Origin of the sequence: Chryseobacterium sp. CCNWLW53, from assembly GCF_037083525.1 — a bacterium.
In the GTDB taxonomy this organism is placed as follows: domain Bacteria; phylum Bacteroidota; class Bacteroidia; order Flavobacteriales; family Weeksellaceae; genus Chryseobacterium; species Chryseobacterium lathyri.
The window spans coordinates 645,275-670,175 of sequence record NZ_JBAOJR010000002.1 but is presented as its reverse complement, the minus strand read 5'-3'; the positions used below and the strand labels follow the sequence as shown (position 1 = coordinate 670,175).

The following is a 24,901-nucleotide window of genomic DNA, read 5'->3' as shown; positions in this document are numbered from 1 at the left end:
ACTATAAAGATTTAAACCTAATGAGAAAAACAGCAATCAGTCTGGGTCTTTTCGCCGCTTTTTTGGCTAATGCCCAATCTATAAAAACAACGATTGATCTTGTGAATGTAAAAGACGACAAGGTAGCCGTTACCATGGAGTTTCCGAAAATGAAATCCGGAGATATCAAGTTCCATTTCCCGAAAACCGTTCCCGGTACGTATTCTGTAGATGATTACGGCAGATTTGTGGAAGGGATCAAGTTTTATGATAACAAAGGAAAAGAATTAACCTACACAAAAGTTAATGACAATACATACTCATTAAAAAATGCTAAAGATCTTAGCAAGGTAACCTATCTGGTAAATGACAGCTTTGATGATGAAATGGACAATTCAAAACATAAAGCTGTATTTTCCCCATCAGGAACCGATATCGAGGAAGGCAAGATATACATGATCAATACCCATGGCTTCATTGGGTATATCGACAATATGCAGGATGTTCCGTACCAGCTTATCGTTCAGAAACCTGCGGGCTTCTATGGAACAACAGCTTTAGTGGATCAGGATAAGTCTGATGCTACAGATACGTTTACACTGGCCAATTATGCTAAAGTGACGGATTCTCCGCTGATGTACACGAAACCTGATTATATTACCTTCAATGCAGGAGGTATGGATCTGGTGCTGGGCGTTTATTCACCAACCGGAAAGTATAAAGCAGCAGACTTTAAAGATAATCTTGAAAAAATGGTACTGGCTCAGAAGAAATTCCTGGGGGATATGAATACCAATAAAAAATATGCGATCATGCTTTATCTTTCGGGGGGCGAGGGACCGCAGATCAAAGGTTTCGGGGCATTGGAGCACCATGAATCCACCAGTGTTGTGCTTCCTGAGATGATGCCTAAAGAAGCAATCGATAAAACAATTACCGATGTCGTTTCCCACGAGTTTTTCCATACCGTAAATCCTTTGAAAACACATTCTGAAGAGATCCATTATTTTGATTATGCAGATCCCAAAATGTCTCAGCACTTATGGATGTATGAAGGCGGAACGGAATATTTTGCCAATCTTTTCCAGATTCAGGAAGGTCTGATCAATAAGGATGAATTTCTTCATAGAATCAATGAGAAGATCACCAATTCAAAGAATTATGATGATACAATGCCGTTTACGGTCATGAGTAAAAATGTTCTGAAGGATGAATACAAAGATCAGTACAGAAACGTTTATGAAAAAGGAACATTGCTGACTATGTGTCTGGATATTGAGCTGAGAAAACTGTCTAACGGAGAGATGGGCTATCGTGATATGATCAGAAAGCTGTCCCAAAGATTTGGGGAAAACAAACCTTTCAAAGACGACAAGCTGATTGATGAATTGGTAACAGTAACCGGTTATCCGCAGGTAAAGGATTTCTACAATAAATATATCGCAGGAAACCAGCCGACACCTTATGCCGAATATCTGAATATGGTAGGCATAGAAGCAAAAAAGAAGGACACACCTCCCCTTTTCTGGTTCATTAAAGACCCGAATCAGACAGGCTATAATGATAAAAATAACACTTTTGTATTTGATGAAAGTTCTGCACTATCTCCTTTTGCAAAGAGCGTAGGATTTAAGATCACTGACGAAATTGTTGCTCTGGATGGAAAAACAATTGATATTCAGAAGGTGCAGGAGTTTATAGGATATACCAAAACAATTAAGGAAGGACAGGATGTTACTGTTACTATTCTCAGAAAAAATGGTGATAAAACCGATAAGATGGATCTTAAAGGAAAAGCTATTTTAGACAAAATGACGATTGAAAGTCTACAGTATAAAGCCAACCCAACTCCGGCAGAACTAAAGCTGCAAACTCAGTGGCTGACAGGAAAGAAATAATACAGTAAGAAATTAATGGTTATAAAAAAAGCGGAGAAAATTTCTCCGCTTTTTTAGTATTTCTTATTTACCGCCTTGCTTTTCTAACAGTTCCAGCGTATGCTTCACATGGTCGTTGCCTTTCCATTCATCATGGCCAGGAATAACCTTAGCACCGGAAGGATATTTAGTCTGCAGGTTTTTCATCGTCAATGGCCATTGCTCTACATTGGCTTCTCCAGTGTAGCCAAGATCAACGGCAGAGCTGCTTTTTACCAGGCAGCCTCCATCCAGAACATTATATTTTGGAAACCAAACCACTACATTATCTGCTGTGTGGCCTTCACCCAGAAAGTCTACAATAAATTCTTCTCCTCCTATTTTATATTTCTTTCCTACTTTTATTAAATTATTTGAAGTTGCTTTTCCTTCTTTTTTCAATAATTCGTTGGTTTTAGCAGTAGCATAAGTTTTGATTCCTTTATTATTGTAAAAGCTAAGGTCTCCAGCCCTGTCAGCATGTGAATGTGTGGCAAATACAGCAATCACCGGTAAATTATGTCTCTTTTTTATAGTATCCATAAGGCTCTGGTACTGGGTTTTCTGCCACGGAACATCAAACAGAACGACTCCTTTTTTGGTGATCAGATAAAGAGCGTTGGTTGAATATTCTTTACCTCCAAAAACCCCGAATGTCTTATACAGATAGAGCTTTGAGCTAAGAGGCGGTTCAATAACAAAATCGCGTACCTGTGCATAAAAAAAATTAGTCAGGAATAAAAACAACACTGCAAAAGCCTTAACACTTTTCTTCATAATTTTTTATAGTATTTAATTATTAATCAAAATATAGATTGGGGTGAATAATTGGAATCAATTTGTACCCTGAAGAACTACAAATTTATTTATTATTTATTGAAACCGGTTCACATCGGAAGGGTTTAACTTTTTTTAATTAAAAGAACAATGTCTTGTATTTAAAAACAAAGCATTTTACCCCCTCTCTCTCGGACTCCTTCTGAAAGCTTTTGTTGTTTAGGAGATTCTCAGAGCGTTAGTTTACCTTTTGAGACGGCATCTCTAATGTCAGATTCTGAATGATCACCATTATGATTGGCTGTCATTTAGATGCTCACAAAACATTTAAGTAAATGGACGTAACATCATTTAATTTCCCAAAATAAATATTTTGTAAACAAAATAGCTAGTTCGTTCTAAGACTACTTCTACGTCCTCTAGCCGACACTACATATTCCATCCTATTTCCTTGGTCCCTTGTAAACATATACATAGACCGGTCATCTACATAATTCATAAAGTTCATTGTCATTGCTACTCTTCTAGCCCCCCCACATAATGTATAAAAAGGAAAATTAGGGTTTCCATAAATAGCATTCTTTTGCTGAGGTGTGTCATTGATGTTATCTGTTCCACACGCAGTATCTCCCCAAATATGTTTCAAACCTAGATAGTGTCCAACCTCATGAACGGCTGTTCTACCAAGTCCATACATAGCATTTTTGTTAGTTACACCAAAATTTACAGCACGAATCACAACACCATCATACCATCTTCCATGCTCAAAAGGCAAAGATGAATACCCTGTAGAATTTTGATCTAAATTATCAACAACCCAAATATTCAAATATTTGTTGGGGTTTGTAGCCGCTATTCCATATTGTTTCGTTTTCATTAAATCCTTATCTGCCTGCCAGATTTGCGCTGGCACTTTTCTTCTCTTAAAATCTACTACAGTAAATCTAATTTTAATATTTCCAGCTTTCACAGGCTTGAATAAATTAGGAATCTTTCCAATATCAAAATTTGTTGAGGCAAATGTATTATTTAGTACTTCCTCTTGAGACAATATTCTATCAATACTAACATTATTGACAGGATTACTATATACAACATTTACTATTACAGGAATTACTACCGTTTCATTATTTATTAACTTACCACTTTCTAAATTTTTCTCTATTAATTCTTCTTCATGGAGATCTTTAGTATACATATTCTTCAATTCAGGAGACGACCTCAATCTCTGTTCTAGTGCCTCAGAACTTGAGCATTTCCTTTCTAAATTGAAAGAGCTGATTTCAATTTGAGACATATCTGTCTGCTCTTCATTTCTACAAGAAGAAAGAATAGAAAGAATAAATAATAAAAATAAATTTCTTTTTTTCATTTGTTTTTAATTGATGTTATTAATTGATTTTTTATTAAATTTCAAATATTACACAAAGCATTATTTAATAAGTGCGAACTTGCAACTATTTTTGGGACAAAATTTAAATACTTGTAAAAGCTACTGTAAATGACACAGAAAATGGTAAAAGAAATTTTGAGTTAACCGCAACTCGGAAATTTAAACGAATTCACGAACTATCTCAAGCTTTCTTCAGACCATACAGAGTTATCGTACCAATCAATATTGTTGCCTTTTTCTTGGTAGCTTACAACTAAACCAGGAATGTCTTCTTCCATTTGATAACGGTATTTCTACTAAGTTTAAAATGAACTGCTAACTGGCTATTATTCAAATTGCATTTTTTTTGGTAATCTAAAATATAGACAATTGTAGATTTATTAAAAGAGTGATGTCTTGCATTTGCAAGCAAAACACTTTTACTTTTTTCACCAAAAATTCGTTGATTAATATCTAAAACATCCAACTCAGAAAATTTATCTTTACTTAGTATTTTCTTACACTCATCTAATTTGTGAGGATATTTATAAGTGATGATATCTGAATATATTTTATGATAGTTTGGTTTATCCATAATTTGTATTTTTAAAAATTTATTGTTTTTTTAATATATTATAAATCTTCATCTAATTAAAAATTAATAAGAAATCCTAAATTAAGATAACAACTACTTTTTCATTTTCAAAAATTAAAATCAAACTGGTATTGTAATTCAGATATTTTTAATGTTATATTTCCATATTTCTTTGTCATAATCTGTATTTACCACCCCCATCCTACCTTGTACCTATATATTGATTCATTTTTTGTACTTATTTATCCATTTATATAAGGTAGTTTTTGGTATTCTGTAATCTTCCATAATCTGAAGTTTTGTTTTTACTCCTGTATTAATTAATTCTAGTATGAAATCAATCACCTCTTTAGTATAAATGTTCTTTCTAAATCGCGGAAGTGTAGGCTTTTTATTGTTTAAAGAATGTTCGGTCTTCTGGATTGCAGACGGTGGAGCATACAGAATAAGATGTTGGCAAAAAAGTCTAAAGAAATCATATTCCAATAGTTTACTCCATTTCAGTAAGAGTTCTGTATCCATGCTTTTTTGCTGATACATTTCTTCAATTTCCTTCTCTGTGCATTTAAAAAAATTACAGATGCGGGATATTTCTATCCCGCTTTCTGTAACAGCTTTGTTGATTAGAGTGCCAATATGGATATGCTTAAAATTCATAATACACTATACAAGTTAATTTAGTTAGAGGGTAAATAGGTTACCATAATACTGGAACCAGGTGCTGTTTGATATGTTTGGCTACCATTTCTTATACATCTGGTGCTTACAGAAAATATCTCCCCATTTTGTAAACGTTTTGTTCTTGTAAATCCATTAGTTCCTGTATTATCAGCCCATCTGTCACCAACTTTTTGTACAGCCCCTCCACTTGGGATATCTAATTTCATTGAGCATCCTCTGGTTACGTCCCCACCAGGACCATCAGCAGGAGGAATATTGCTGTAATACGCCCATACTTCAATGGTATAAATACCATCTTTTTCCGCTCTAAAAGTATTTCCATTTATTCTTGTTACATAGATAGAATTGATTCGGGTATAATCATTTATTACCAAGGGCCTAGCCACATTGTCAGCATATCGTGTTACAGTTGAGTTAGATTGTGCATAAAGACCAAATGCAGGTAAATCTATATCTACTTTCTTTAGATTCCCGTTGCCATCTATAGCAACGTAGCGGTCCGGGACATTCAGGTTGCCATTAGGAACATTGCGTAATCTCGCATTGCCATCTACATCTAACTTCTGGCTGGGTGTAATATTCCCAACCCCTAAATTTCCATCTTTATTCAAAATAAGTTCAGTACTTGTTTCTCCGCCTACAGAAAACCGCAATTCTGAGGCTGTAGTAGTTCCGTTTCCTTGGTAGGCAGCACGAATACTGGCTAAATATGTATTAACACCTCCCACTTTACCACTGAAATTCAATTTACCTATATATTGGCCAGCAGGAATATTAGTTCCGTTATTATCTCTGTGAAGGAATATTTCGGAAGCATTGGCACTGGTAGATCTGAAACCTATTATTGGATCAGGTCCATCGAAATTTAGAATCTTACCATTTAATCCAACAGTTCGATTGCTGTTTAAAGTCCCATTGGCATTGTAAATATTGGTGTTATTATCTGGACCTATCGCTGTTTTTAAATCAGCTAAGCTCAATCTTTTTCCTACTCCAAATTCACCTAATAACATAAATCTGTCAGTAGCTGCAATGGAAGATGTTTCTGTAACTCCTCTAAATCTTACATTACCGTTCACATCTAGCTCTTCTGTAGGTGAAGATGTTTTTATACCTATCCTCGTATTTGCAAATAATCTTTGATTGTCAAGCGACAGTTGATTGTTACTTTCTCCGTTCACAGAAAAACGTAATTCTGAATCTTGTGTTGTTCCATTTCCTTGATATACCGAACTAATACCGGCCAAATATCTATTGACACCTTCCACTTTACCACTGAAGTTCAGTTTACCTATATATTGTCCAGCTGGAATGTTAGTTCCGTTATTATCTCTGTGAAGGAATATTTCAGAAGCATTGGCACTGGTAGATCTGAAACCTATTATTGGATCGGGTCCTTCGAAATTTAAAATTTTACCACCTAATCCAACTGTTCTGTTGCTGTTTAAAGTCCCATTGGCATTGTAAATGCTGGTATCAGAAGTATTGCCTGGATTTTCTCCAAGAGGTTTCCAAGTACCACCATTAATGGTTTTAGATTTGTTATCATAATACCAAAAGCCGGCAGTAAGCGTACCTTGAGTAGCTCCTACTCCTGCTGTATCACCAACTTTGGTGTTGTATACCACGAAACCGTCATAGAATGTAGGGTAGGAATTGGGAATCCCCACAGGACTACCGCCAAAGGCAGTAAATGTACTAAGATCTGTTCTGGGGTAGAGCAATCCTTTCCCTACATTGGAGGTAGCATTGTTGTTAACGGCGGATGAGGCATCTATAAATGCAGAGCTATTAATAGAGGAACTATTAGCATCTCTATTCGTAAACCGAACTTGTGCTGTAGCTGTATGAAACGTGAATAGTGCGGCCCCTATGGACACACGAAAGATTATATTTTTCATCATTTGAAATAATTTAATTAATAATTTGTGAGTTTTATATTTAAAGAATACTCCTTAGGCTTTGCCTTGGGAGGAAGTGAGAGAAGTTTGAAAAAATGGATAGTTCTCATAAAACTAATAATAAACTCTCTTCCGTTGAATACTTCGGGGCTCAGTCCCGGGGATTATTCTTAAAAAGCAGACTGGTTTGACCATCCACCTATAGGCCCTAAATACATTATAGTATATCCAGCTCCTGCAGTTATATGTTGTGTAGCAGTTTCTTTTACAGCTACTTGAGGTGTTAAAACCATTCTAGTTCCTTGGTTTGAGATGTAATATTTTTTTCCTATAGGTGCTCCAGCTGGAAAGTTTAGAGTAACATCAACGGCGGTAGGTTTCATTAAAATAATATCATCAGTAAGAAGGGCATTATAGCTAGCATCTAAGATATAATTGCCATTATTAGCAACAACCAAAGGAGCGCTACCTCCAATGGTAGCCCATTTTGCTGGCATACCCGGTCCTTGTGAAGTAATTACATCTCCAGCATTACCAGCATTACCATCGGAGGTAGCGGTTCCACCTAAACGGATTTCCGGATCTATCTGTATGGCAGTCCCTGCTGCTACATGGAGTTTTGCCCTTGGCTGGGTAGTACCTATTCCTAATTGTCCTGAAGTGGTCACTGCGATATCATTGGCTTGTTGTGTCGCAGTTGGAACTCCTGTAGTGTTGTTGTCTTTACCCCCATCAATATTGAAAACTCCTTGGGGGTTGGCAGTGTTGATACCCACTTGAGAAAAAGCCACTGCTGAAACCAACAGGGCAACTAATGTTAATACATTTTTTTTCATTGTATTTTTGATTTTAAGTTAGTAAACGTTGTGTACTTTTTTAATTTTCATATACTGTCACATAGTTCAGTTTTCATTGTATATAAATTCTACTTCCAAAATGTTTGAAACAATTGTTTCTTTTAAGATGTAAACAGAATCTATATTCCCTGTTGTGTAAGTAAAAGGGTTTGTATACAAGTGTATACTATCTGATAAAAAAAATTCGTATTCTTCTTCAATTTGAATTTGAGTAGATAGAAAAACAAAAGAAAAGACACAAAAACATGAACAGTAATTGTTTACTATTCTGAGGAAAGATATTCCCTGTTTTTATGCCTTTTTTTCTCATCATTTGTTTTTTTTAAAATTGTAGGGCAAATATCCCTTCATGATATTAGATTACAAAAAATAGACATGTTACAAAGTTATTACATTTTATAACACGCTTATATACAACACATTAAAACCATTCCATTACACAAATGTTACATGAATATTACCAAAAAAATTATACCTTTGTGTTTCACAAATGTTAGCCTAATCAAATATTTTCAATTTATGAAGTCTATTTTTATGTTTTTTTTCCTTTTCTCGTTTATGGGGTATTCTCAGAGTAAAGAAGTAAAAAAAATAGATTCTTTACTTCAATTGTCTTCAGAGTATAAGTTTAAAGATATGCTCAAAGTTCTTTCTTATACTAGACAAGCTGTCAGTATTGCTGAAAAAATAAACAACAATGAGCTTATTTATAAATGCTACCTTGAAATAGCTGATAATCTTTACACTTTAAACTTAAATGATAAAAGCTTGCAGTATGCTTCAAAAGCCGATAAAATATTGCCTAAGAAAAGTAAAGTGCAACAAGCTAGACTAAATGAAATCAAAATAATAAACTTTGCTGCATTAGGATTGGAAGAACTTGAATTGGAAACAGCTAATAAAAATTTATCAATCCTTTTAACTGAAAACTCAAACAAATCAAAAGAAATAAAAGCTAGGACATTTGCGTATTTAGCAAACTATTATGAACGTAAAGAAGATTACGAAAAAGCCAATCAATTTATAGATAAAACAATTAAGTTAAATAACGAAATCTCTGATCCCAAACCTATAGATACTTATATCCAGAAAGCTGATATATTAATGAAAACCCAACAATGGGATTCTTCATTCATTTATCTACAGAAAGCTTTTGATGAACATAAAAGCAAAAAAAATCAATCTAGTCAATACAATCTTCTATGGGCTTTAGGAGACTATTACTATCTATCAGGAAAATATTTAAAGGCTTTGGATAGCTATAGAAAATCCTTGGAAGATATGAATAAGTTTAAAGTAGTTGATATTGAATGTGCAATGTCAATAAAAGAAAATATCTACCGTATTTACGAAGCCTTAGGCGATGAGAAAAACAGGGAAAAATATTATACTGAATATCAAAAAGATTACGCTCAATATAATAAGGTAAACAATAAGGGGCTTTTAAAAGCAGTTGATTTAATATTGGATGAAAAAAAAGGAGAAGATAGAATTGCAAAAGAAAGGGCTATAAAAGTTGCTTTCATTGCTAGTGGAACTTTTCTCATTCTTCTTATTTTTCTGATCTACTTTTATTCCAGAAACAAAAAGATGAAGAAAAAGAAGTTAAAGCTTGTCCTTCAAAAAGATATTTTAATTAAGGAAAAGCAAAGATTAGAATCGGAAAAAATAAGTATTAGCAAAAAGGCCAACGAAAATCAATTCAATGAATTATTTTCTCTAGCTAAAAATAACAGCCCTGAATTTTTAATATTATTTGAAGAACTCTATCCCAATTTTGTGAAAAACTTAAAAAAAATAAATCCAAAAATCCGCAATTCGGAACTCTACTTCTGTGCACTTGCATTTCTTAATTTTTCCACGAAAGAAATCTCTCATTTTACTTTTGTTTCTGTTGCAGCAGTACAATTAAGAAAATACAGAATCCGAAAAAAATATAACATTTCATCAGAAGAAAACTTTAATATATGGATGAAAGCCTTAAATGATTAACCTTAATGTTGGAATGCCTGAACAATACATTTATTGTTTTGTAATTACTAAGTATTCAACTATCTTGTTGTAATAAATTTTTTAGCGAATCCATGTCTTCATTTTAATACTATAAAACCATTGAACATTCGTTCTATTCTGTTTTGGAAAAAGAAAAAGGTTGAAAGTTCGAAAATAAAGACTGTTGCTAAAACTGCCATTTTTAGCAATAAAGTTTATGATTTACGCTTTCCTGATTGTTATTCTGAATGTAGTTCCCTTTCCTACTTCAGTTTGGGAAATTTTAATATCACCTTTATGATATTCGTGAATAACTCTTCTCGCCAGTGAAAGTCCCAGCCCCCAACCTCTTTTTTTAGTGGAATAACCCGGTTTAAAAGCATTTCTTGCCTGTTGTTTTGTCATTCCGCTTCCGGAATCTTTAACCTCGATCAGGATATTTTTATTTCTTTCAAAAACGTACATCTCCAATGTGCCTTCTCCTTTCATAGCATCTACTGCATTTTTCACCAGATTTTCGATGACCCAGCTCATCAGGATCTTATTGTGGGGAATAAGAATAGTATAGGTCGGAAGATGCAGGCTAAAATTTATTTTCTTAGAGATCCTTGTTTTTAGGTAATTATAATTCTCCACAATCGTCTCATTGAAATTCATATCATTCAGCTCAGGAACGGATCCTATTTTAGAAAAACGCTCGGAAATAGTCCTCAGCCTTTCAATATCTTTCTCAATTTCGTATACCCCTTCAGACTCCGGATTATCCAGCTTCATAATTTCCATCCAACCAATCATAGATGATAAAGGGGTTCCGATCTGATGGGCAGTTTCTTTGGCCAGTCCGGCCCAGAGATACCCTTCATCTGTTTTCTTAATCGTTCGTAGGAACCAGAATGAAAACAGAAAATAGCATAAAATAAAAAAGCCCAGTATAAAAGGAGAATATCTTAAATCATTAAGCAACCGTGAGTTATCATAATAAACAAACTGATTATTTCCGTCAGGTATTTTTATTTCAATAGGCGGATAGCTTTTTGCCATTTTTTTGGCCAGAAGAGTTATCTGAACCGGGTCATTCTCTATTTCCTGCGGAATATTTTTATGAACCATAGGCCGGTCATCCCTATCCAGCACAATCATTGGAATCGTGTTATTAGAACTGTATATTTTGAGAATCAGCTCCTGAACTTCCAGGCTGGGAGTTACTTCCTGCTGGAATTTCAGCGCACTTACCAGGATATCTACACGCTTGATTTCCTCTTTCCTGAGAAAATTAATAAGAACTGTTGAGGCCACCACGATAGTGACAACTACTAAAGTCATCAGTAAAAATATAATCCAGTTATTCAGTCTGGTAAGTATGGATTTCCTCAAGCTGTTTTTATTTTAAGACATTCAGAATTTTTTGCAGTTCTGTATTTCCACTTCCCTGATAGTTATTAATAATGATTGAAAATACATATTTTTTTCCGTCTTTGGCTGTATGATATCCTGCAAAAGATTTGGTATCCCTCATTGTTCCGCTTTTCATCTTCATTCCATTATCCTGAACAGGAAAGCCATCATAATAAGCATCAAACCAGCTCTGTTTCTTTGCATATAGCAAGGCCTGAACTTCAGCTTTGGCGGCAACATAATTTTGCGGGGAAAGTCCGCTTCCATCGGCAAAATTGATCATATTCGGATTGATTCCTTTAGATTTCCAGAATTCTTTTAAATAAGCAACCCCGTTCTTAAAACTGGAATTGCCGTTCTTTTCTTTTCCTAAAGTTTTAATTAAAGCTTCCCCGTAAAGATTGATACTTTTTCGGAGAAACCAATAGACTATTTTATCCAAAGTTGGAGATGCATAGGTAAGAATTATATTCTTCGGAGCTCCCGGTATTGCTTTCCCTTCCAGTTCGAGCTCTGAACTGGTGGTTATTTTTCCCGAGAGTTCAATGCCTGACTCTTTAAGCCATTGCTGTACTTCTGTTCCAAGCTGCATCGGCGGATTGGGAACAGCACCCGAAACCGTGACTGTTTTCCCTGCTGGCAGCGTACCATTGATTAAGGCTACATCAGAATGTGGTGCAGTAAAGATAAGACTCTGATCAGAGCTGCCTCCTGCCTTCAGATCATTGAGCCATTTTACATGTTCAAGTGGATAGGAAAAGCCTTTAAACTCTGTCCCGTTAATATTGATATCAAACTGGTTTTCTCTCCAGTTTATTCCCCAAACTCCGGCTCCGTAATAGTTGCCGAGGTCATCCCAGGGCCATCCGCCTGGAATCGTCTGATGGTCAAAATAAGAATCATCAATCACCAGATTACCGGAGATCTTTGCAATTCCTGAGCTTTTAAAGGCATCAATGAGCTTCTTTTTAAAGTTTTCAGGTTTGTAGGCATCATACCGCCAGCTCCCCAAAGTAGGGTCGCCATTGGAACTGATCACAAAATCCCCGTTCAGAATTCCTGCAGATACATTTCCGGAATAACCGGCTGTTGTTTTATAGGTATAATTTTTTCCCAATGTTTCAAGAGCTGCACCGGCAGTGAAAATTTTCTGCGTAGAAGCTGTTGACAGGCCTTTACTACCCTGATATTCGTAAATGAATGTCCCGTTTTCATCGGTAACATAAAATGATAAACCGGATGACACTGCTCCCGAAGAATCCATAAGATCTTTGGTGGCTTTATCCAGCTTCTGCGCAATATTCTGGGCAGACAGTACCTGAACCGACAGTATAAGAACTGCAAGTGTTTTCTTCATTGCAAGGCTTTTATAAATCTAAACTTATAGTAGACTGCACAAAGCACCTACTATTCAATTCCTGATCAAATATAATAAAAATAACAGCTAGTTTTCATGGCTTAAAGGATACTGCCCGCCTCTATTTCATAAGGTTCTTTGCCTTTTTCAAAGATCCTTGTCATTTCACTGCCCTCTACTGTAATCTTATCTCCGGTTCTTCTGATCCAGTTTCCTTCACGAAGTCCGATTACTTTTGTATCATTTTGGGTAAGGAATTCTCTGATCCTGGTTTCTCTTGTTTCCCCGTTATGCTTTAAATCGGGATTTGGGTCCAGATAATGCGGATTGAGGTTGAACGGAACAAGACCCATACAGTCGAAACTTGGCGGATAAACAATAGGCATGTCATTCGTGGTTTTCATATTCTGACCTCCGATATTGCTCCCGGCACTGCAGCCCAGATAGGCTTTTCCTGATTCAACATTTTTCTTCAGAACAGACATCAGGCCTTCTTCATGCAGTGTTTTTACCAGTAAGAAGGTATTTCCTCCGCCTGTAAAATATCCCTGTGCATTATTCAACGCTTCTGCTTTATTTTCAAATTCGTGAAGACCTTTTACTTTAATGTTGATGGTTTCAAAGAAAGAACGTGCCTTTGCTGTATAATCATCATGGGAAATTCCGCCGGGTCTGGCAAAAGGAACAAAAATGATTTCATCAACTCCTTTATATAATTTAATTAATTCTTCTCTTAAGTATTCTAAATATTCTCCTCCAAAAAGTGTGGAAGTGGATGCTAATATGATATTCATACAGGGAAATTATATTGATTATTAAAAAAATTGTTGAGTTACAAAGATAACTCAATCCCTGACGAATCAAAAATTAAGCTAAAAAAAACATTTTATCCGTTAATATTCTCTAAAAAAACTTAAAGGCTCTAAAATTTAAGTTTTTGTGGAATTATTATTGAATTTTAAAGAATAGAATTTTAAAAATGTAAGATTATGAAAATGGCTAAAATTAATATTAAAAATTTGTTTTTAGGTTTAATAATTGCAGGAAGTGCAAGTCTTGTCAATGCGCAAACTACTAAAGTGGATAGTGCAAATAACACATCGAATACAGCTGCTACAGCTCAGGCAGGAAGCAATTCCACTATCGATGGTCTTAAGAAACAAATTGAAACCAATCCAAAGGATACAGAAGCTCTCTCAAAATTAGCTACAGCTTATCAGGAGGCTTCAGACTGGACCAATGCAGTTGAAACATGGAAAAAAATATCTGTTTTGTTACCGGACTGGGCCCCGTCTTATTACAGCCAGGCTTATGCCTATCAGTCTGCTAAAGATGATGCCAATGCCAAAATTGCTTATGAAAAGTATATTGCCACTGTAAAACCTGCTGAAATAGAGCAAAATAAGAAAAACCTGGCTTATGCTTATTTTTATCTTGCTTTTACAGAACAGAAAAGTGACCCTAACAAAGCAAAAGAACATATTGCTAAGTCTATAGAATATGATCCTACCAATCAGGACGCTGTAAAGCTTAGCAAAGTTTTAAATTCATAATAAAAAAATAAAATCCGGAAAATTTTCCGGATTTTATTTTTCCTATTGGTCTTATGATCTCAAAAGGTTTATTTTCAATCAATTTTTTTACCGAAGAAATCCGTTTCCCCATGGAGATGCCTGATGATCTTTTCAATATTCCTTTCGATACTAGCATCAGTTTTCAGATTATTGATATACCGGATCAGTTCGTTTCTTCTTGATGGGATCAGGCTTTCAAAATTACGGGTTGCTACAGCACTTCCTTTAATGGCTGCATCCAGTTTAGGATGAATAGAAACGGTTCGGTCTGAATCATCAAATTCAATAGAAACTTCAATCATTTCACCTATTCTTTTGGGAGAATTTTTAAGCATTAAAAGATTCACATATAGCCTCCATTCCCCTAGATATCTCATCAGGTTCTGTCTAAATTCTTTTCCGTTTATCGTTCCTTTCACAGGAATAGGGCTTTTATCCTTTCCTGCTGCCCTGAAAATTTCAGTTAAGACCTCTTCAGGAACAAAAACAAAAGGATTGATACCGATAATTTCGAGTACGGCTGTAAAACTGCTGTTTTTCATGTTTAACAAAGATAATATTTTATATGAAATGAGTTGTGGGATATGTGATACGAGGTCCTGAGATTCAGTTAGAGTTTATAAATTATAAGTTACAAACATTCTTCAGCTCTTCTACCCTAACTTCTAACTTCTACCAAAATTAAAATTTTCCACTCACAAAGGGAATCATTATCTTTGCATGAATAAATCTAAACGAACGAAATGAAATTTTTTATTGACACAGCCAATTTAGAGCAGATCAAAGAAGCAAGAGACCTTGGAATTTTAGATGGGGTAACGACCAATCCTTCATTAATGGCCAAAGAAGGAATCCAGGGGAATGAAGCGATCAAAAATCATTACAAAACGATCTGTGAACTTGTAGACGGAGATATTTCTGCTGAAGTATTATCTACTACGTATGAAGAAATGATCAAGGAAGGTGATGAGTTGGCCGCTATCCACCCGAATATTGTGGTAAAGATCCCAATGATCAAAGACGGAATCAAAGCTTTAAAATATTTTTCCGATAAAGGAATCAAGACAAACTGTACGCTTATTTTCTCTGCGGGACAGGCTCTTTTAGCCGCTAAAGCAGGGGCTACTTATGTTTCTCCTTTCCTTGGAAGATTAGATGATATCTCAACGGACGGATTAAACCTTATCCAGGAAATCAGATTAATTTTTGATAACTATATGTATGACACTGAAATTCTGGCAGCATCTATCCGTCACTCTATGCATATCATCGACTGTGCTAAAATCGGAGCAGATGTGATCACGTCTCCACTTCCTCCAATCTTGAGCTTGTTGAAGCATCCTTTAACAGACAGCGGATTGGCTCAGTTTGTAGCAGATTCTCAAAAATTAGCTTAATAATTGGCAACAATTTTCAGATATAAAATCCCGAAACTTTCGTTCCGGGATTTTCTTTTATTTCAACAGATCAAGTTCCAGAATATTATTTTCCTTTTTAATTTGATTAATCAATTGCGTTTCTCTATCATTTCTCTTCGCATTAGAAGTTTTTACCAATTTTCCCGAATCATCAATTTCCAAAACATCACGGCTTTGTGCCTGCATCAGCTTTTCACTTTTCATTGGATCTTTACAGTAGTCTTTAAAAGCTTGTTTATATTTTGTTTCATTCAATTTAATAAGGGGGTCAAGACCATGCTTATTCTCTCTGGAACTCTTCCATTCATCTCCTTCCGGAAGCTTTTTAATTCCTTTTAGTTCGAATGAATGCGTCTGACTGGAATCCTCTAACTTTACAATTAATCCGGGAAGCCCATAGAATTTATAGGGTCCGTCCTGAATGAGTACCTCTGTGGTAAACCATGCAATCCATTTTCTGCCAACAAATTCGCAAACAGCTTTCTGAACAGCCAGTTCTCCGATCTTTGCTTTGTCAGGAAGAATTTTCCATTCTTGCTTTCTTCCCTCCTCTACCATATACATATCAATACCCAGAGAATTGAAAAAATTTACCGAATAATCAGGATATGACTTTTCAACACTATAACGAATTTTACCTTTGAACTTAATTTTTGAAAAATCCATTTCTATTCCACGCTTAACATGTATATCCATAGCAGCTGCCCAGATAGAATCTGATTCAGATACATCTTTACTGTAAAACTTAGATCCTTTCGGAATAACATCCAGAAACATTATTTCAGTCTCCTGGACATCTTTTGCTGTAGAATCAATGCTAAACTTATACTCATAAATGAATCTTTGATTCTGAGCACCGACTGAAAGGGTTAATAGGAGAATGAATAAGGTGATTACTTTTTTCATGATAATGATTAATATGATTTTAAATTTTCTTCAACATTTTTAATAACCTTACATGGATTTCCCACAGCAACCGCATAATCAGGAATATTTTTGGTCACAACACTTCCCGCACCTATTACTGCATTATTTCCGATAGAAACTCCGGGCAGAACCACGACGTTTCCTCCCAGCCACACATTATCTCCTACGGTAATCGGATGGGCATATTCCAGGCCTTCATTTCGCTGTTTTGCATCCAGCGGGTGTCCTGCGGTGTAGAAGCTGCAATTCGGGCCGATAAAAACATTGTTCCCGAACTTCACCTTTGCACAGTCCAGAATAGTCAGATTATGGTTGGCGTAAAAATTCTCTCCCACTTCAATATTATAGCCGTAATCGCACCAGAAATTGGGTTCAATACAAATATGTTCTTTTGTACTTCCTAGAATTCTTTTGATCTGTTCGTTTCTGTTCCGGGTGTTGGAATTTTTCAGCTGGTTATACTCCAGGCACAGGTCTTTGCATGTCATACGTTCACTGATCAGCTGTTCGTCATAATTGGCATTATATAGAAGTCCGGCCTCGCATTTTTCCTTTTCTGTCATAGTATTTAGATTCAAGGTTTAAGGTTTAAGGTTTAAAGATACGGACAATAACAAAAAAACAGAATAGTCATTAATAACTATCCTGTTCTCTATTAAAAAATTATGTAGATTACTTCACCAGATCAGGTTCGATCGGGTTGTTATTTTTCTGAAGTGTTTCTTTAGTTCTTTTTTCCATTTCCTTGAAAACCTGGTTTGGGTCTGACAACTCTTTTCCATCCGGGGTTTTCATTTTAAATGCCACTTTTGCATTTGAGTCACCCCCACTTCTCATCAACATTTCTCTCATATTCTTGGTGGGATCATTTACATAGGCTTTCCATACTTTTTTGTACTGTTCTTTTGTGATTTCCAGTTCTTTTCCACCCATTCCCAATATTCTGACATTACCAGGCAGTTGGGTTTCCTTTTCCTCTGCAGGATCCTGTATTGTTTTATTTCCTGCCAGTGTCATGATGTGTGAACCTGTTGCATCTTCCATCTTTACGATAAGACCCGGAAGACCGTAGAATTTATAAGGCCCGTCCTGAAAAGGAATATCTGATGAAAACCATGCGGTCCATTCTCTTCCGCCATAGCTTGTAACAGCTTTCTGAGTATTGTATTCCCCAATTTTTTGTTTATCCGGAAGAATTTTCCATTCTGGCTTTTTATCTTCCAATATCTTATATTTGTCCGTACTGACCGTTGTGAAAAGATAAGTTTTGAAATCGGGGTAGCTTTTTGTTACTTTATAAGATACCTGACCGGGCTTTTCTCTTCTGTTGATGCTAATATTACCGCTGCCTGAGCTTATCTGTTTCTGGACCTCTGCCGCAGAAGTAGAATCTGAAACAAATTTGTCGTGGCTGTAATAGGACGATCCGGTTTTACTGATATCCAGAAGCATCATTTCCTTTTTCACATCTTCTTTATTATTGGAATCGGGAATAAATTTGTATTCATAAAAAAACCTGTTGGTCTGGGCCTGGGATAGTATGCCCAGAAGTAAAAAAAATAAAATTTTAGTTTTCATCATACATTTGAATTTAATAATAAAAAAGCTCTGCCAATATAGCATTGACAAAGCTAATGGTACTTATTTCTTTGTCTGAATTCTTATTTCGCCACGTCTAATATTCGCTCCGTTTTCTTTATTAATGGTAATACTTGCGATATTTTCAGGTTTTATTGCATCCATTTCACTTTTGGTGATCTCTCTCCCATCCAGGAAAATCTTAGTATCATCCAAGCCATTCACCCTGAACTTTTTCACGCCATTCATGGCAATCATTCCGTTGGCATCTTTCTTAATGTAATCTGCTTCCAGCTCCATAGTTCTGTTTACTGAACCTGGCTTATCAGTATTCGTACTTTTATAAAAATAGACATTTCCTTTGGCTCCTTCCGAAATTCTTTTTAATGCCTCCAATCGGACTTTTTCACCTGCTTTTCTTGCTTTTTCTCCTTCAAGCCTTGCTCTTTCACCGGCTATTCTGATCTGCTCTCCAGCTATTCTGACTGCTTCACCCTGTATTCTTCCCATCTCTCCGGCTTTCATCCCCTCAATTCTGGCTTTCTCTCCCATTTCTCTGGCCTTTTCACTTAACTTCATGGCTTCAATTCTCGCTTTTTCTGCTCTTTTGCTGGCCGCTTTTCTTTCTCTGATGGCTTTCCTTGATACCTTTGTATCCCCTGAGTCCCAATTCTGAAACTTCATGACTCTTACTCTCGGAGCATTCGGAGCTGAAGGGGGTACCGGAACATCCGGAAAGTCGATATCCAGATCAGAAAGATCAGGCATTTCCACACCAAGATCTTCAAGAGCTTTAGTCCTGTTTTTCCATTCATCAGATTTGAAGAAATCATTTATTCTTTTTGATTCTGTACCAGGAATGGTAAAAGCCATTTTAAAATCATCAGAATTGGTAATTCTACCTATTTCTCCTGAAAGTTCACCAATCTCATCCACCTTCTGCTGAAATTCTTTACTTTCCGGCTTCAGATTTTTTAAAGCTTTACTTTTTTCTTCTATTTTCTTTCCGAGTTCTGCTATTTCTTTCTTACTTGAAGATTCTTTGAAGAATTTCGGACTTATAATTTCTCTTTTTTCAGTTTGCTGTGGGGTAATGGTATCTCTTTTAATCTGAGAAACTGCTTCCTTAATCGCTATATTCGTTTCTTTAATCTCTTTGTTCTTGGCATTTACCATATAGGCAAAAGCTACTGAAAATAAAACCGGTAATGCAAAAATTCTACGCGCATATCCGAATTTGGTTTTTGGTTTTTGTAACATTTTGAGTCGTTTTTTTAGATTTGAACTTAGAAACGGACTGGCAGCAGGCAACTGTGTTCCGGAAAAGTGGCTTGCTAAAAGCATCTGCGCAAATGCTTTGGTATCCGATTGTTTTACGGCCTTTTTATCGGCCAGGTATTCGTGGATCAGACTGATCTCTTTTTTAATGATATGAAAAAACGGATTGAACCAGAAAACAGAGGTAATAATCTCAATAAAGATTTTATCGAAGGAATGTTTCTGCTCAATATGAACCATTTCATGTTTTAAAATCTGTTCTCCTATATCGGAATCCAAGGTGATGGTATTTTTCCAGAAAAGATTTTTAAAATATGAAAACGGAGCTTCTGTCAGGTTTGTACGGTAAAAATTGATCCCGTCAAAACTTTCTTTTTGAAACTGATTTTTAAGCTTCTGGATCTTGAGGACCCCGAAAATTAACTTCCCTAAAAAATAGAGAGAAACCAGTCCCAAAGCTGAAAAAATAATTCTAAAATAAATGTGGCCATTGTCTATGTTTTTATCAGTATTAAAATTCTGTATTTTGTCAAGAAGCATATACATATCACTATTCACTTCTATTGTAAAGTCATCTACCCTGATCAGGGGCAGCAACAGGGATACGACCATTGCAAACAGGAGATAAAATCTGTTATAATGATGAAATGTCTTGTCTTTTAAAGACAACTGGTAATATAAAAACATTACACCGGAGCATACAATTACTTTTCCCAAGTATAAAAACACAGTTTCCATGATCAGTTAGTTTTTCTTTTTGAGTTCGTTCAGGAGCATTTCCAGGTCTTCCACGCTCATCTCATTCTTTTCTACAAGGAAGGAAACGGCGCTTTTATAAGAGCCTTTGAAATAATTTTTCACAAGACTTTTCATAGTTTTCCCGGAATACTGTTCTTTGGTAATTAACGGGAAATATTCATGCTGCCTGCCATATACATGATAATCTACAAATTCTTTGTCCTTCAGTACTTTTAAAATGGTAGAAACAGTATTGGTATGGGGCTTCGGTTCCGGAAAAAGATCCAGAATATCTTTCAGGAATCCTTTCTCGAGTTTCCATAAATACTGCATCACCTGTTCTTCTGCTTTTGTCAAATTCTGAATTTTCATATCCTTTTCATTTATCAATTAAGTGATAGATCTTTTTATAAATTCTATATCACTAAGAAATTAGTTATACAAATGTAGAAATAAAATTGAATCTAACAACTAATTTTCTAGTGATAAAAAACAAAACAATGTAATCGACTGATAATCAGCACGGTAATTTATATTAAAATATGTTAAATTTTTAATATACCTTATTTATTGCCTGTTTAATATGCATAAAAACTTAATATTAAGCCCCAAATTCTTAAAACTTGTTAATTTTTATTAAATAAAATTAAAATGTATTTGTTTAAAGTGAGAAAATATATTTATTTTAGTGCTTTAAAAATTTCTCATGAAAAGATATAACTTATTGATTGTACTATTACTGCTTATTTTTAATGTTACTACAGCTCAAAAGAAAAATTCTCCGGCTGCAGATCTCAGTATCTTAAAGGAAACCAAAACGAAGATCGAAAACACCGTTCCATTGGTAATCAAGCACCTGCAGGCTATTGCTGATAAGGAAGGGAATAACAATATCGTTACCAACGGAAAGACTGCTTTAGGAAAAGAATATGGTATTTTGGAATCCGAATGGTTCCTGTACAGAAATAATATGAAGAACTGTATTCTTAACAATTCATCCAAAAAAGCTAAAAAATGTATGGAATACCATACACAATACTTAAGAAATACATTCATCAACTACAACAATTATATCTCAAACCTTACAAGAAAGAACGGATACCTTGGTGTGGAAGGCGATACAAAATTCGATTTCAAGCCGGCAGAAATCAGTACAAAACTAAGTGAAGCCTATTTCGGTGCCAGTGATGCCGCAGGAAGAATGAAAGGTGGCCAGAAAAAAGAGTTTTTGGAACAGACCATGTCTGATGATAACAAGCTTACTCCTTACAGTCAATTGGCTCAGTAAATATTAACTAACAATAGTAAATCCTGCTTTTTGAAGCAGGATTTTTATTTTAATGCAATTCATTATTTTCGATCTTTCGTTGATAATCTTCACAAATTTTAAGTATTGTATTGGGATGTTCTTCAAATTTCCCCAGCCCGATAGAGTAATAATTTCTTCTGGACCTTTCAAAATCAAATGGCCCTCTTTCCTTATTCTTCATCTTAACCATAAGGCTGTACTTCGTTAAAGTAGTATAACCGCCACCTTCAGTCGGTTCCCTACGTTCGTAGGCATCAATCTGAAATCCTGTTATTTCTGTCCAGAGAATTTCATTATCAGGAGGTATGGAAAAACTTCCTTCAAAATGCATAATATCAACAAAATTTCGCCCGTAGCAAAGCCTTATCCCATCTTTGGATATCATTATTTTCTGCTTTACATCCCAAATATAGCCGGAAATAACCACTACAGGCAGAAACAGGGTTACTATGATTAAAAAAATGATAAATATTCTCCCTTCTTCTGCTAAAATCAGCCATTTGATAAGAAAAAATAGGGGGACTGCGCAGAATATGATGAGTATTATGGAATCAGTTACTATTGATTTTTTCTTTTCTGTAATAATAATGGTTTCCATAGGCCCGGAATTTATAATGAAATAATATAAAAATAAACTTTAGGTTTCACTGTACCAAGTTAATCTAAAAACAGTATACCTATTTAAAAATGATAAAAGAGAACTACAGATGCAGTTCTCTTTTTAGTTAGAATATGATATACATTAATCATTATTATATCCTAATGAAAAATTAAGGCCCGTTATTAAAAAAGATCTCCGCCGGAAGGCTGTTATGTATTAATCATAAAAACATTCAAAAAAAGTAGAAAATGAAGGCGGAGATCATTAAAAACATAAATAGACTCTTTAACCAGTTTTCTGGCTATTGAGCGATACAAAAGTAAGCTTCAGATCTGTTCCGGTAAAAAATATATTGTAGAATTAAATAAAACATTTTGTAGAAGTAATACTACTTTCGAGACAATAAAAGGAAAAGTCAAATTTTATTTAAACAATTCATTTGATTTATCCTGCCCATAAAAACAACATGTTTCGGATTTTATAAAAGCAATCAGCTTCAGAAATTTGCATTATAAATGTAAAATAATGAATAACATCATCCAGAAAATTGAAAATACAGACTGGCAAACGATCATTGAAAATATGCATCAAAATGGATATGCCATAATATCCGGTTTGCTATCAGACAATGAATGCGAAGCTTTAAAATCAGATTACGATAACCCGACTTTATATCGTAAAACAGTTGTAATGGCCCGTCACCGGTTTGGGCTGGGCGAATATAAATACTTCAATTATCCGCTGCCTGATCTTATTCAAGCCATAAGAACAAATATATATCCGCATCTTGTTCCTGTTGCTAATGCATGGTTTAAGGCATTGAAGATAGATATTGATTTTCCATTGGAACACACAACCTTACTGCAACAATGTTATGATAACGGCCAGCGGAAAGCGACTCCATTAATCTTAAAATACGGGAAAGGAGGTTTTAACACTCTACATCAGGACCTCTATGGAGATATATACTTTCCAATTCAGCTCGTTTTGATGTTGAGTGAACCTGAAAAAGATTTCACAGGCGGAGAGTTTGTACTTACCCAGCAGATTCCCAGAGCACAGTCCAAAGCCATAGTTATTAATCCAAAGAAAGGCGACATGCTGATTTTCACCACCCATTTTAAACCTGAAAAAGGAACTAAAGGATATTACAGAGTAAATATGAAGCATGGTGTAAGTGAGATAAAAGAAGGTAACCGCTGTACATTGGGAATTATTTTTCATGATGCCGTCAGTTAACAAATGAAACAGCATATTGAACTCTCACCCAATGTCTTAAAGAGCCAGATCAGAAGCGGGGAAATTAAATTCGGAGGGAACCGCAAACTAAAAATTTACGGGCTACTCCACTGCTCCTCTGGTAAAAGGATGAAACAGGAAAACAGGGTCTTTTTTAAATCTGAAAAAGAAGCATTAGAAAATAATTACCGGCCGTGTGGACACTGCATGAAGGAAAAATACAAACAATGGAAAATAAAGGAAAATTGCCTGCATCCATAAAAAATATATAGAAATTCGGGAATCCTGTAATGATACGTCACATTTTTTTAATACCATTGTATTATTAGAATGTACAGTCATGAAAATTAAAACATTTGGATTTCTCGTTTTAGGTTTTATTTCAATGTATGGCCAAACAGCTGTGATTGAAGTGAATTATGAGACTAAAATCATTCAGGACAGCATCAATAAAAGCCAGATTAATATTTATTCCTCCACTTTATTGTGCAATAATCTGGAATCGTCCTATTACAGCCGGGAAGCTAAAGCCTTTTACAACAGAAATTCTAATGAAACCAAAACTACAGGTACAATCAATACAAATTACGGAGCCATTCCCAAATATCCCAAGTCGGTAAGCAGTGTTTACAAGAACAGAAAAAATTTAATAGTATCCATGCCTGTTGGCAGATATATTTTCACTTACGAGGAACCTCTGCTGAAATGGGAAATACTGAATGATAAAAAAGAAATAAAAGGTTTTAAAAGCCAGCTCGCAAAAGCCACAACTGATACCGGCGATACTTTTTTTGCCTGGTTTACGGACGAAATAGCAATTCCTGACGGACCTTTCAGATTCAAAGGCTTATCCGGTCTGGTACTGGAAGTATACAATAAAAATAGAACCATTGAAATTTACGCCACGGATATTAAGAAATCTGAAGAAATAATAGAACCCTTACATTATATAACCAATGTCAAGACAAAATCTAAAAATCAATTCTTGGAAGCACGAAAAACCTATCAGGAAAACCCATCCATCTACAATGGAAATATGAGAATATTTGACGAAAACGGAAATGAAACCACTAAAAAGATGACCGATCGTATAAAAAGTCACACAACTTTCCTGGATTAAGTAAATTCAAAGAATGAAATCAGGCAAAATTAATTCTACTAAACACATACTTTATCCGGCAACTTAATCTGTGGCCATGCCACCATTTTTGCCTGTCTAAAATAAAGTCTCCTATTAAAAAATATACTTTTTCGAATCCTTTACTTTCAATAACGTCCGGATTATTTAATGAAGAATATAAAAACAAAAAAGAAGCAATAAGGTATTGCTTCTTTTGTCCTAGTAGCGGGAACCGGACTCGAACCGATGACCTTCGGGTTATGAGCCCGACGAGCTACCTACTGCTCCATCCCGCGG

At 35.3% G+C, this 24,901-nt stretch carries 24 protein-coding genes and 1 tRNA gene; 8 read left to right on the top strand and 17 right to left on the bottom strand.

Translation table 11 applies throughout. The features are described from left to right. Positions 1–20: 20 nt before the first annotated feature. Positions 21–1,877 carry a PDZ domain-containing protein gene (locus V6R96_RS08040; protein ID WP_111958251.1) on the top strand — a complete coding sequence of 619 codons (1,857 nt, stop codon included), beginning with the start codon at positions 21–23 and terminating at the stop codon, positions 1,875–1,877. Positions 1,878–1,940: 63 nt separating this feature from the next. Here the strand turns inward: V6R96_RS08040 and blaIND are convergent, their stop codons facing one another. From blaIND to V6R96_RS08010, 6 genes are all read right to left on the bottom strand, one after another. Beyond that, on the bottom strand, positions 1,941–2,672 hold the full coding sequence (gene blaIND, locus V6R96_RS08035) for an IND family subclass B1 metallo-beta-lactamase (RefSeq protein WP_111958253.1): 732 nt from the start codon (positions 2,670–2,672) through the stop codon (positions 1,941–1,943). A 388-nt stretch (positions 2,673–3,060) separates the two neighbouring features. Next, the gene (locus V6R96_RS08030; RefSeq protein ID WP_336378603.1) at positions 3,061–4,044 is read right to left on the bottom strand and encodes a M43 family zinc metalloprotease; all 984 of its coding nucleotides are present in this window, start codon (positions 4,042–4,044) and stop codon (positions 3,061–3,063) included. 274 nt (positions 4,045–4,318) lie between these two features. Next, on the bottom strand, positions 4,319–4,639 hold the full coding sequence (locus tag V6R96_RS08025) for a helix-turn-helix domain-containing protein (protein ID WP_111958257.1): 321 nt from the start codon (positions 4,637–4,639) through the stop codon (positions 4,319–4,321). A 225-nt stretch (positions 4,640–4,864) separates the two neighbouring features. Continuing rightward, on the bottom strand, positions 4,865–5,296 hold the full coding sequence (locus tag V6R96_RS08020; protein ID WP_336380189.1) for a transposase: 432 nt from the start codon (positions 5,294–5,296) through the stop codon (positions 4,865–4,867). A 20-nt stretch (positions 5,297–5,316) separates the two neighbouring features. Beyond that, positions 5,317–7,200, bottom strand: a complete 1,884-nt coding sequence (locus tag V6R96_RS08015; protein WP_336378601.1) for a hypothetical protein — start codon at positions 7,198–7,200, stop codon at positions 5,317–5,319. A 191-nt stretch (positions 7,201–7,391) separates the two neighbouring features. After that, entirely contained in the window at positions 7,392–8,012 is a 621-nt protein-coding gene (locus V6R96_RS08010) for a hypothetical protein (protein ID WP_336378600.1), read from the bottom strand. A 585-nt stretch (positions 8,013–8,597) separates the two neighbouring features. On the opposite strand from V6R96_RS08010, the gene V6R96_RS08005 reads away from it, so the two are divergent. Continuing rightward, positions 8,598–10,070, top strand: coding sequence for a tetratricopeptide repeat protein (locus V6R96_RS08005; RefSeq protein ID WP_336378599.1), 1,473 nt, complete (start codon positions 8,598–8,600; stop codon positions 10,068–10,070). 222 nt (positions 10,071–10,292) lie between these two features. Here V6R96_RS08005 and V6R96_RS08000 read toward each other — a convergent pair whose 3' ends face one another. The 3 genes from V6R96_RS08000 to pepE all read right to left on the bottom strand — a co-directional run bounded on the left by V6R96_RS08000 (position 10,293) and on the right by pepE (position 13,616). Beyond that, on the bottom strand, positions 10,293–11,444 hold the full coding sequence (locus tag V6R96_RS08000; protein WP_111958264.1) for a HAMP domain-containing sensor histidine kinase: 1,152 nt from the start codon (positions 11,442–11,444) through the stop codon (positions 10,293–10,295). Positions 11,445–11,451: 7 nt separating this feature from the next. Beyond that, the gene (gene dacB, locus V6R96_RS07995; RefSeq protein WP_336378598.1) at positions 11,452–12,822 is read right to left on the bottom strand and encodes a D-alanyl-D-alanine carboxypeptidase/D-alanyl-D-alanine-endopeptidase; all 1,371 of its coding nucleotides are present in this window, start codon (positions 12,820–12,822) and stop codon (positions 11,452–11,454) included. Positions 12,823–12,923: 101 nt separating this feature from the next. Next, positions 12,924–13,616 (bottom strand): dipeptidase PepE, encoded by a 693-nt coding sequence (gene pepE / locus V6R96_RS07990; protein ID WP_336378597.1) that lies wholly within the window; start codon positions 13,614–13,616, stop codon positions 12,924–12,926. Positions 13,617–13,811: 195 nt separating this feature from the next. Between pepE and V6R96_RS07985 the strand changes: the two genes are divergently transcribed. After that, a complete protein-coding gene (locus V6R96_RS07985; RefSeq protein ID WP_336378596.1) occupies positions 13,812–14,375 on the top strand; it encodes a tetratricopeptide repeat protein in 564 nt (187 codons plus the stop codon). 74 nt (positions 14,376–14,449) lie between these two features. Here V6R96_RS07985 and V6R96_RS07980 read toward each other — a convergent pair whose 3' ends face one another. Beyond that, positions 14,450–14,938 carry a YdeI/OmpD-associated family protein gene (locus V6R96_RS07980; RefSeq protein WP_111958272.1) on the bottom strand — a complete coding sequence of 163 codons (489 nt, stop codon included), beginning with the start codon at positions 14,936–14,938 and terminating at the stop codon, positions 14,450–14,452. A 201-nt stretch (positions 14,939–15,139) separates the two neighbouring features. On the opposite strand from V6R96_RS07980, the gene fsa reads away from it, so the two are divergent. Continuing rightward, entirely contained in the window at positions 15,140–15,793 is a 654-nt protein-coding gene (gene fsa, locus V6R96_RS07975; RefSeq protein WP_111958274.1) for a fructose-6-phosphate aldolase, read from the top strand. 57 nt (positions 15,794–15,850) lie between these two features. Here the strand turns inward: fsa and V6R96_RS07970 are convergent, their stop codons facing one another. From V6R96_RS07970 to V6R96_RS07950, 5 genes are all read right to left on the bottom strand, one after another. Further along, a complete protein-coding gene (locus V6R96_RS07970; protein ID WP_336378595.1) occupies positions 15,851–16,720 on the bottom strand; it encodes a GLPGLI family protein in 870 nt (289 codons plus the stop codon). 8 nt (positions 16,721–16,728) lie between these two features. Continuing rightward, entirely contained in the window at positions 16,729–17,304 is a 576-nt protein-coding gene (locus V6R96_RS07965; RefSeq protein ID WP_336378594.1) for a sugar O-acetyltransferase, read from the bottom strand. A 109-nt stretch (positions 17,305–17,413) separates the two neighbouring features. Continuing rightward, positions 17,414–18,322, bottom strand: a complete 909-nt coding sequence (locus V6R96_RS07960) for a GLPGLI family protein (RefSeq protein WP_336378593.1) — start codon at positions 18,320–18,322, stop codon at positions 17,414–17,416. A gap of 60 nt (positions 18,323–18,382) precedes the next feature. Beyond that, entirely contained in the window at positions 18,383–20,335 is a 1,953-nt protein-coding gene (locus tag V6R96_RS07955; RefSeq protein WP_336378592.1) for a M56 family metallopeptidase, read from the bottom strand. A 6-nt stretch (positions 20,336–20,341) separates the two neighbouring features. Continuing rightward, on the bottom strand, positions 20,342–20,707 hold the full coding sequence (locus V6R96_RS07950; protein ID WP_111958406.1) for a BlaI/MecI/CopY family transcriptional regulator: 366 nt from the start codon (positions 20,705–20,707) through the stop codon (positions 20,342–20,344). Positions 20,708–21,041: 334 nt separating this feature from the next. Here V6R96_RS07950 and V6R96_RS07945 point away from each other — a divergent pair, with 334 nt between their 5' ends. Beyond that, the gene (locus V6R96_RS07945; protein ID WP_111958282.1) at positions 21,042–21,623 is read left to right on the top strand and encodes a hypothetical protein; all 582 of its coding nucleotides are present in this window, start codon (positions 21,042–21,044) and stop codon (positions 21,621–21,623) included. A 49-nt stretch (positions 21,624–21,672) separates the two neighbouring features. Here V6R96_RS07945 and V6R96_RS07940 read toward each other — a convergent pair whose 3' ends face one another. Further along, positions 21,673–22,242: a hypothetical protein gene (locus V6R96_RS07940; RefSeq protein ID WP_111958284.1), complete on the bottom strand. Its 570-nt coding sequence runs from the start codon at positions 22,240–22,242 to the stop codon at positions 21,673–21,675. Between the two features lie 528 nt (positions 22,243–22,770). Between V6R96_RS07940 and V6R96_RS07935 the strand changes: the two genes are divergently transcribed. The 3 genes from V6R96_RS07935 to V6R96_RS07925 all read left to right on the top strand — a co-directional run bounded on the left by V6R96_RS07935 (position 22,771) and on the right by V6R96_RS07925 (position 24,604). Continuing rightward, positions 22,771–23,484 carry a 2OG-Fe(II) oxygenase gene (locus tag V6R96_RS07935; RefSeq protein ID WP_336378591.1) on the top strand — a complete coding sequence of 238 codons (714 nt, stop codon included), beginning with the start codon at positions 22,771–22,773 and terminating at the stop codon, positions 23,482–23,484. Between the two features lie 3 nt (positions 23,485–23,487). After that, a complete protein-coding gene (locus tag V6R96_RS07930) occupies positions 23,488–23,745 on the top strand; it encodes an Ada metal-binding domain-containing protein (protein WP_336378590.1) in 258 nt (85 codons plus the stop codon). A 79-nt stretch (positions 23,746–23,824) separates the two neighbouring features. Beyond that, the gene (locus tag V6R96_RS07925; protein WP_336378589.1) at positions 23,825–24,604 is read left to right on the top strand and encodes a GLPGLI family protein; all 780 of its coding nucleotides are present in this window, start codon (positions 23,825–23,827) and stop codon (positions 24,602–24,604) included. A 223-nt stretch (positions 24,605–24,827) separates the two neighbouring features. Here V6R96_RS07925 and V6R96_RS07920 read toward each other — a convergent pair. Then, positions 24,828–24,900: transfer RNA gene (locus V6R96_RS07920), tRNA-Met, on the bottom strand. Between the last annotated feature and the right edge of the window lies 1 nt (position 24,901).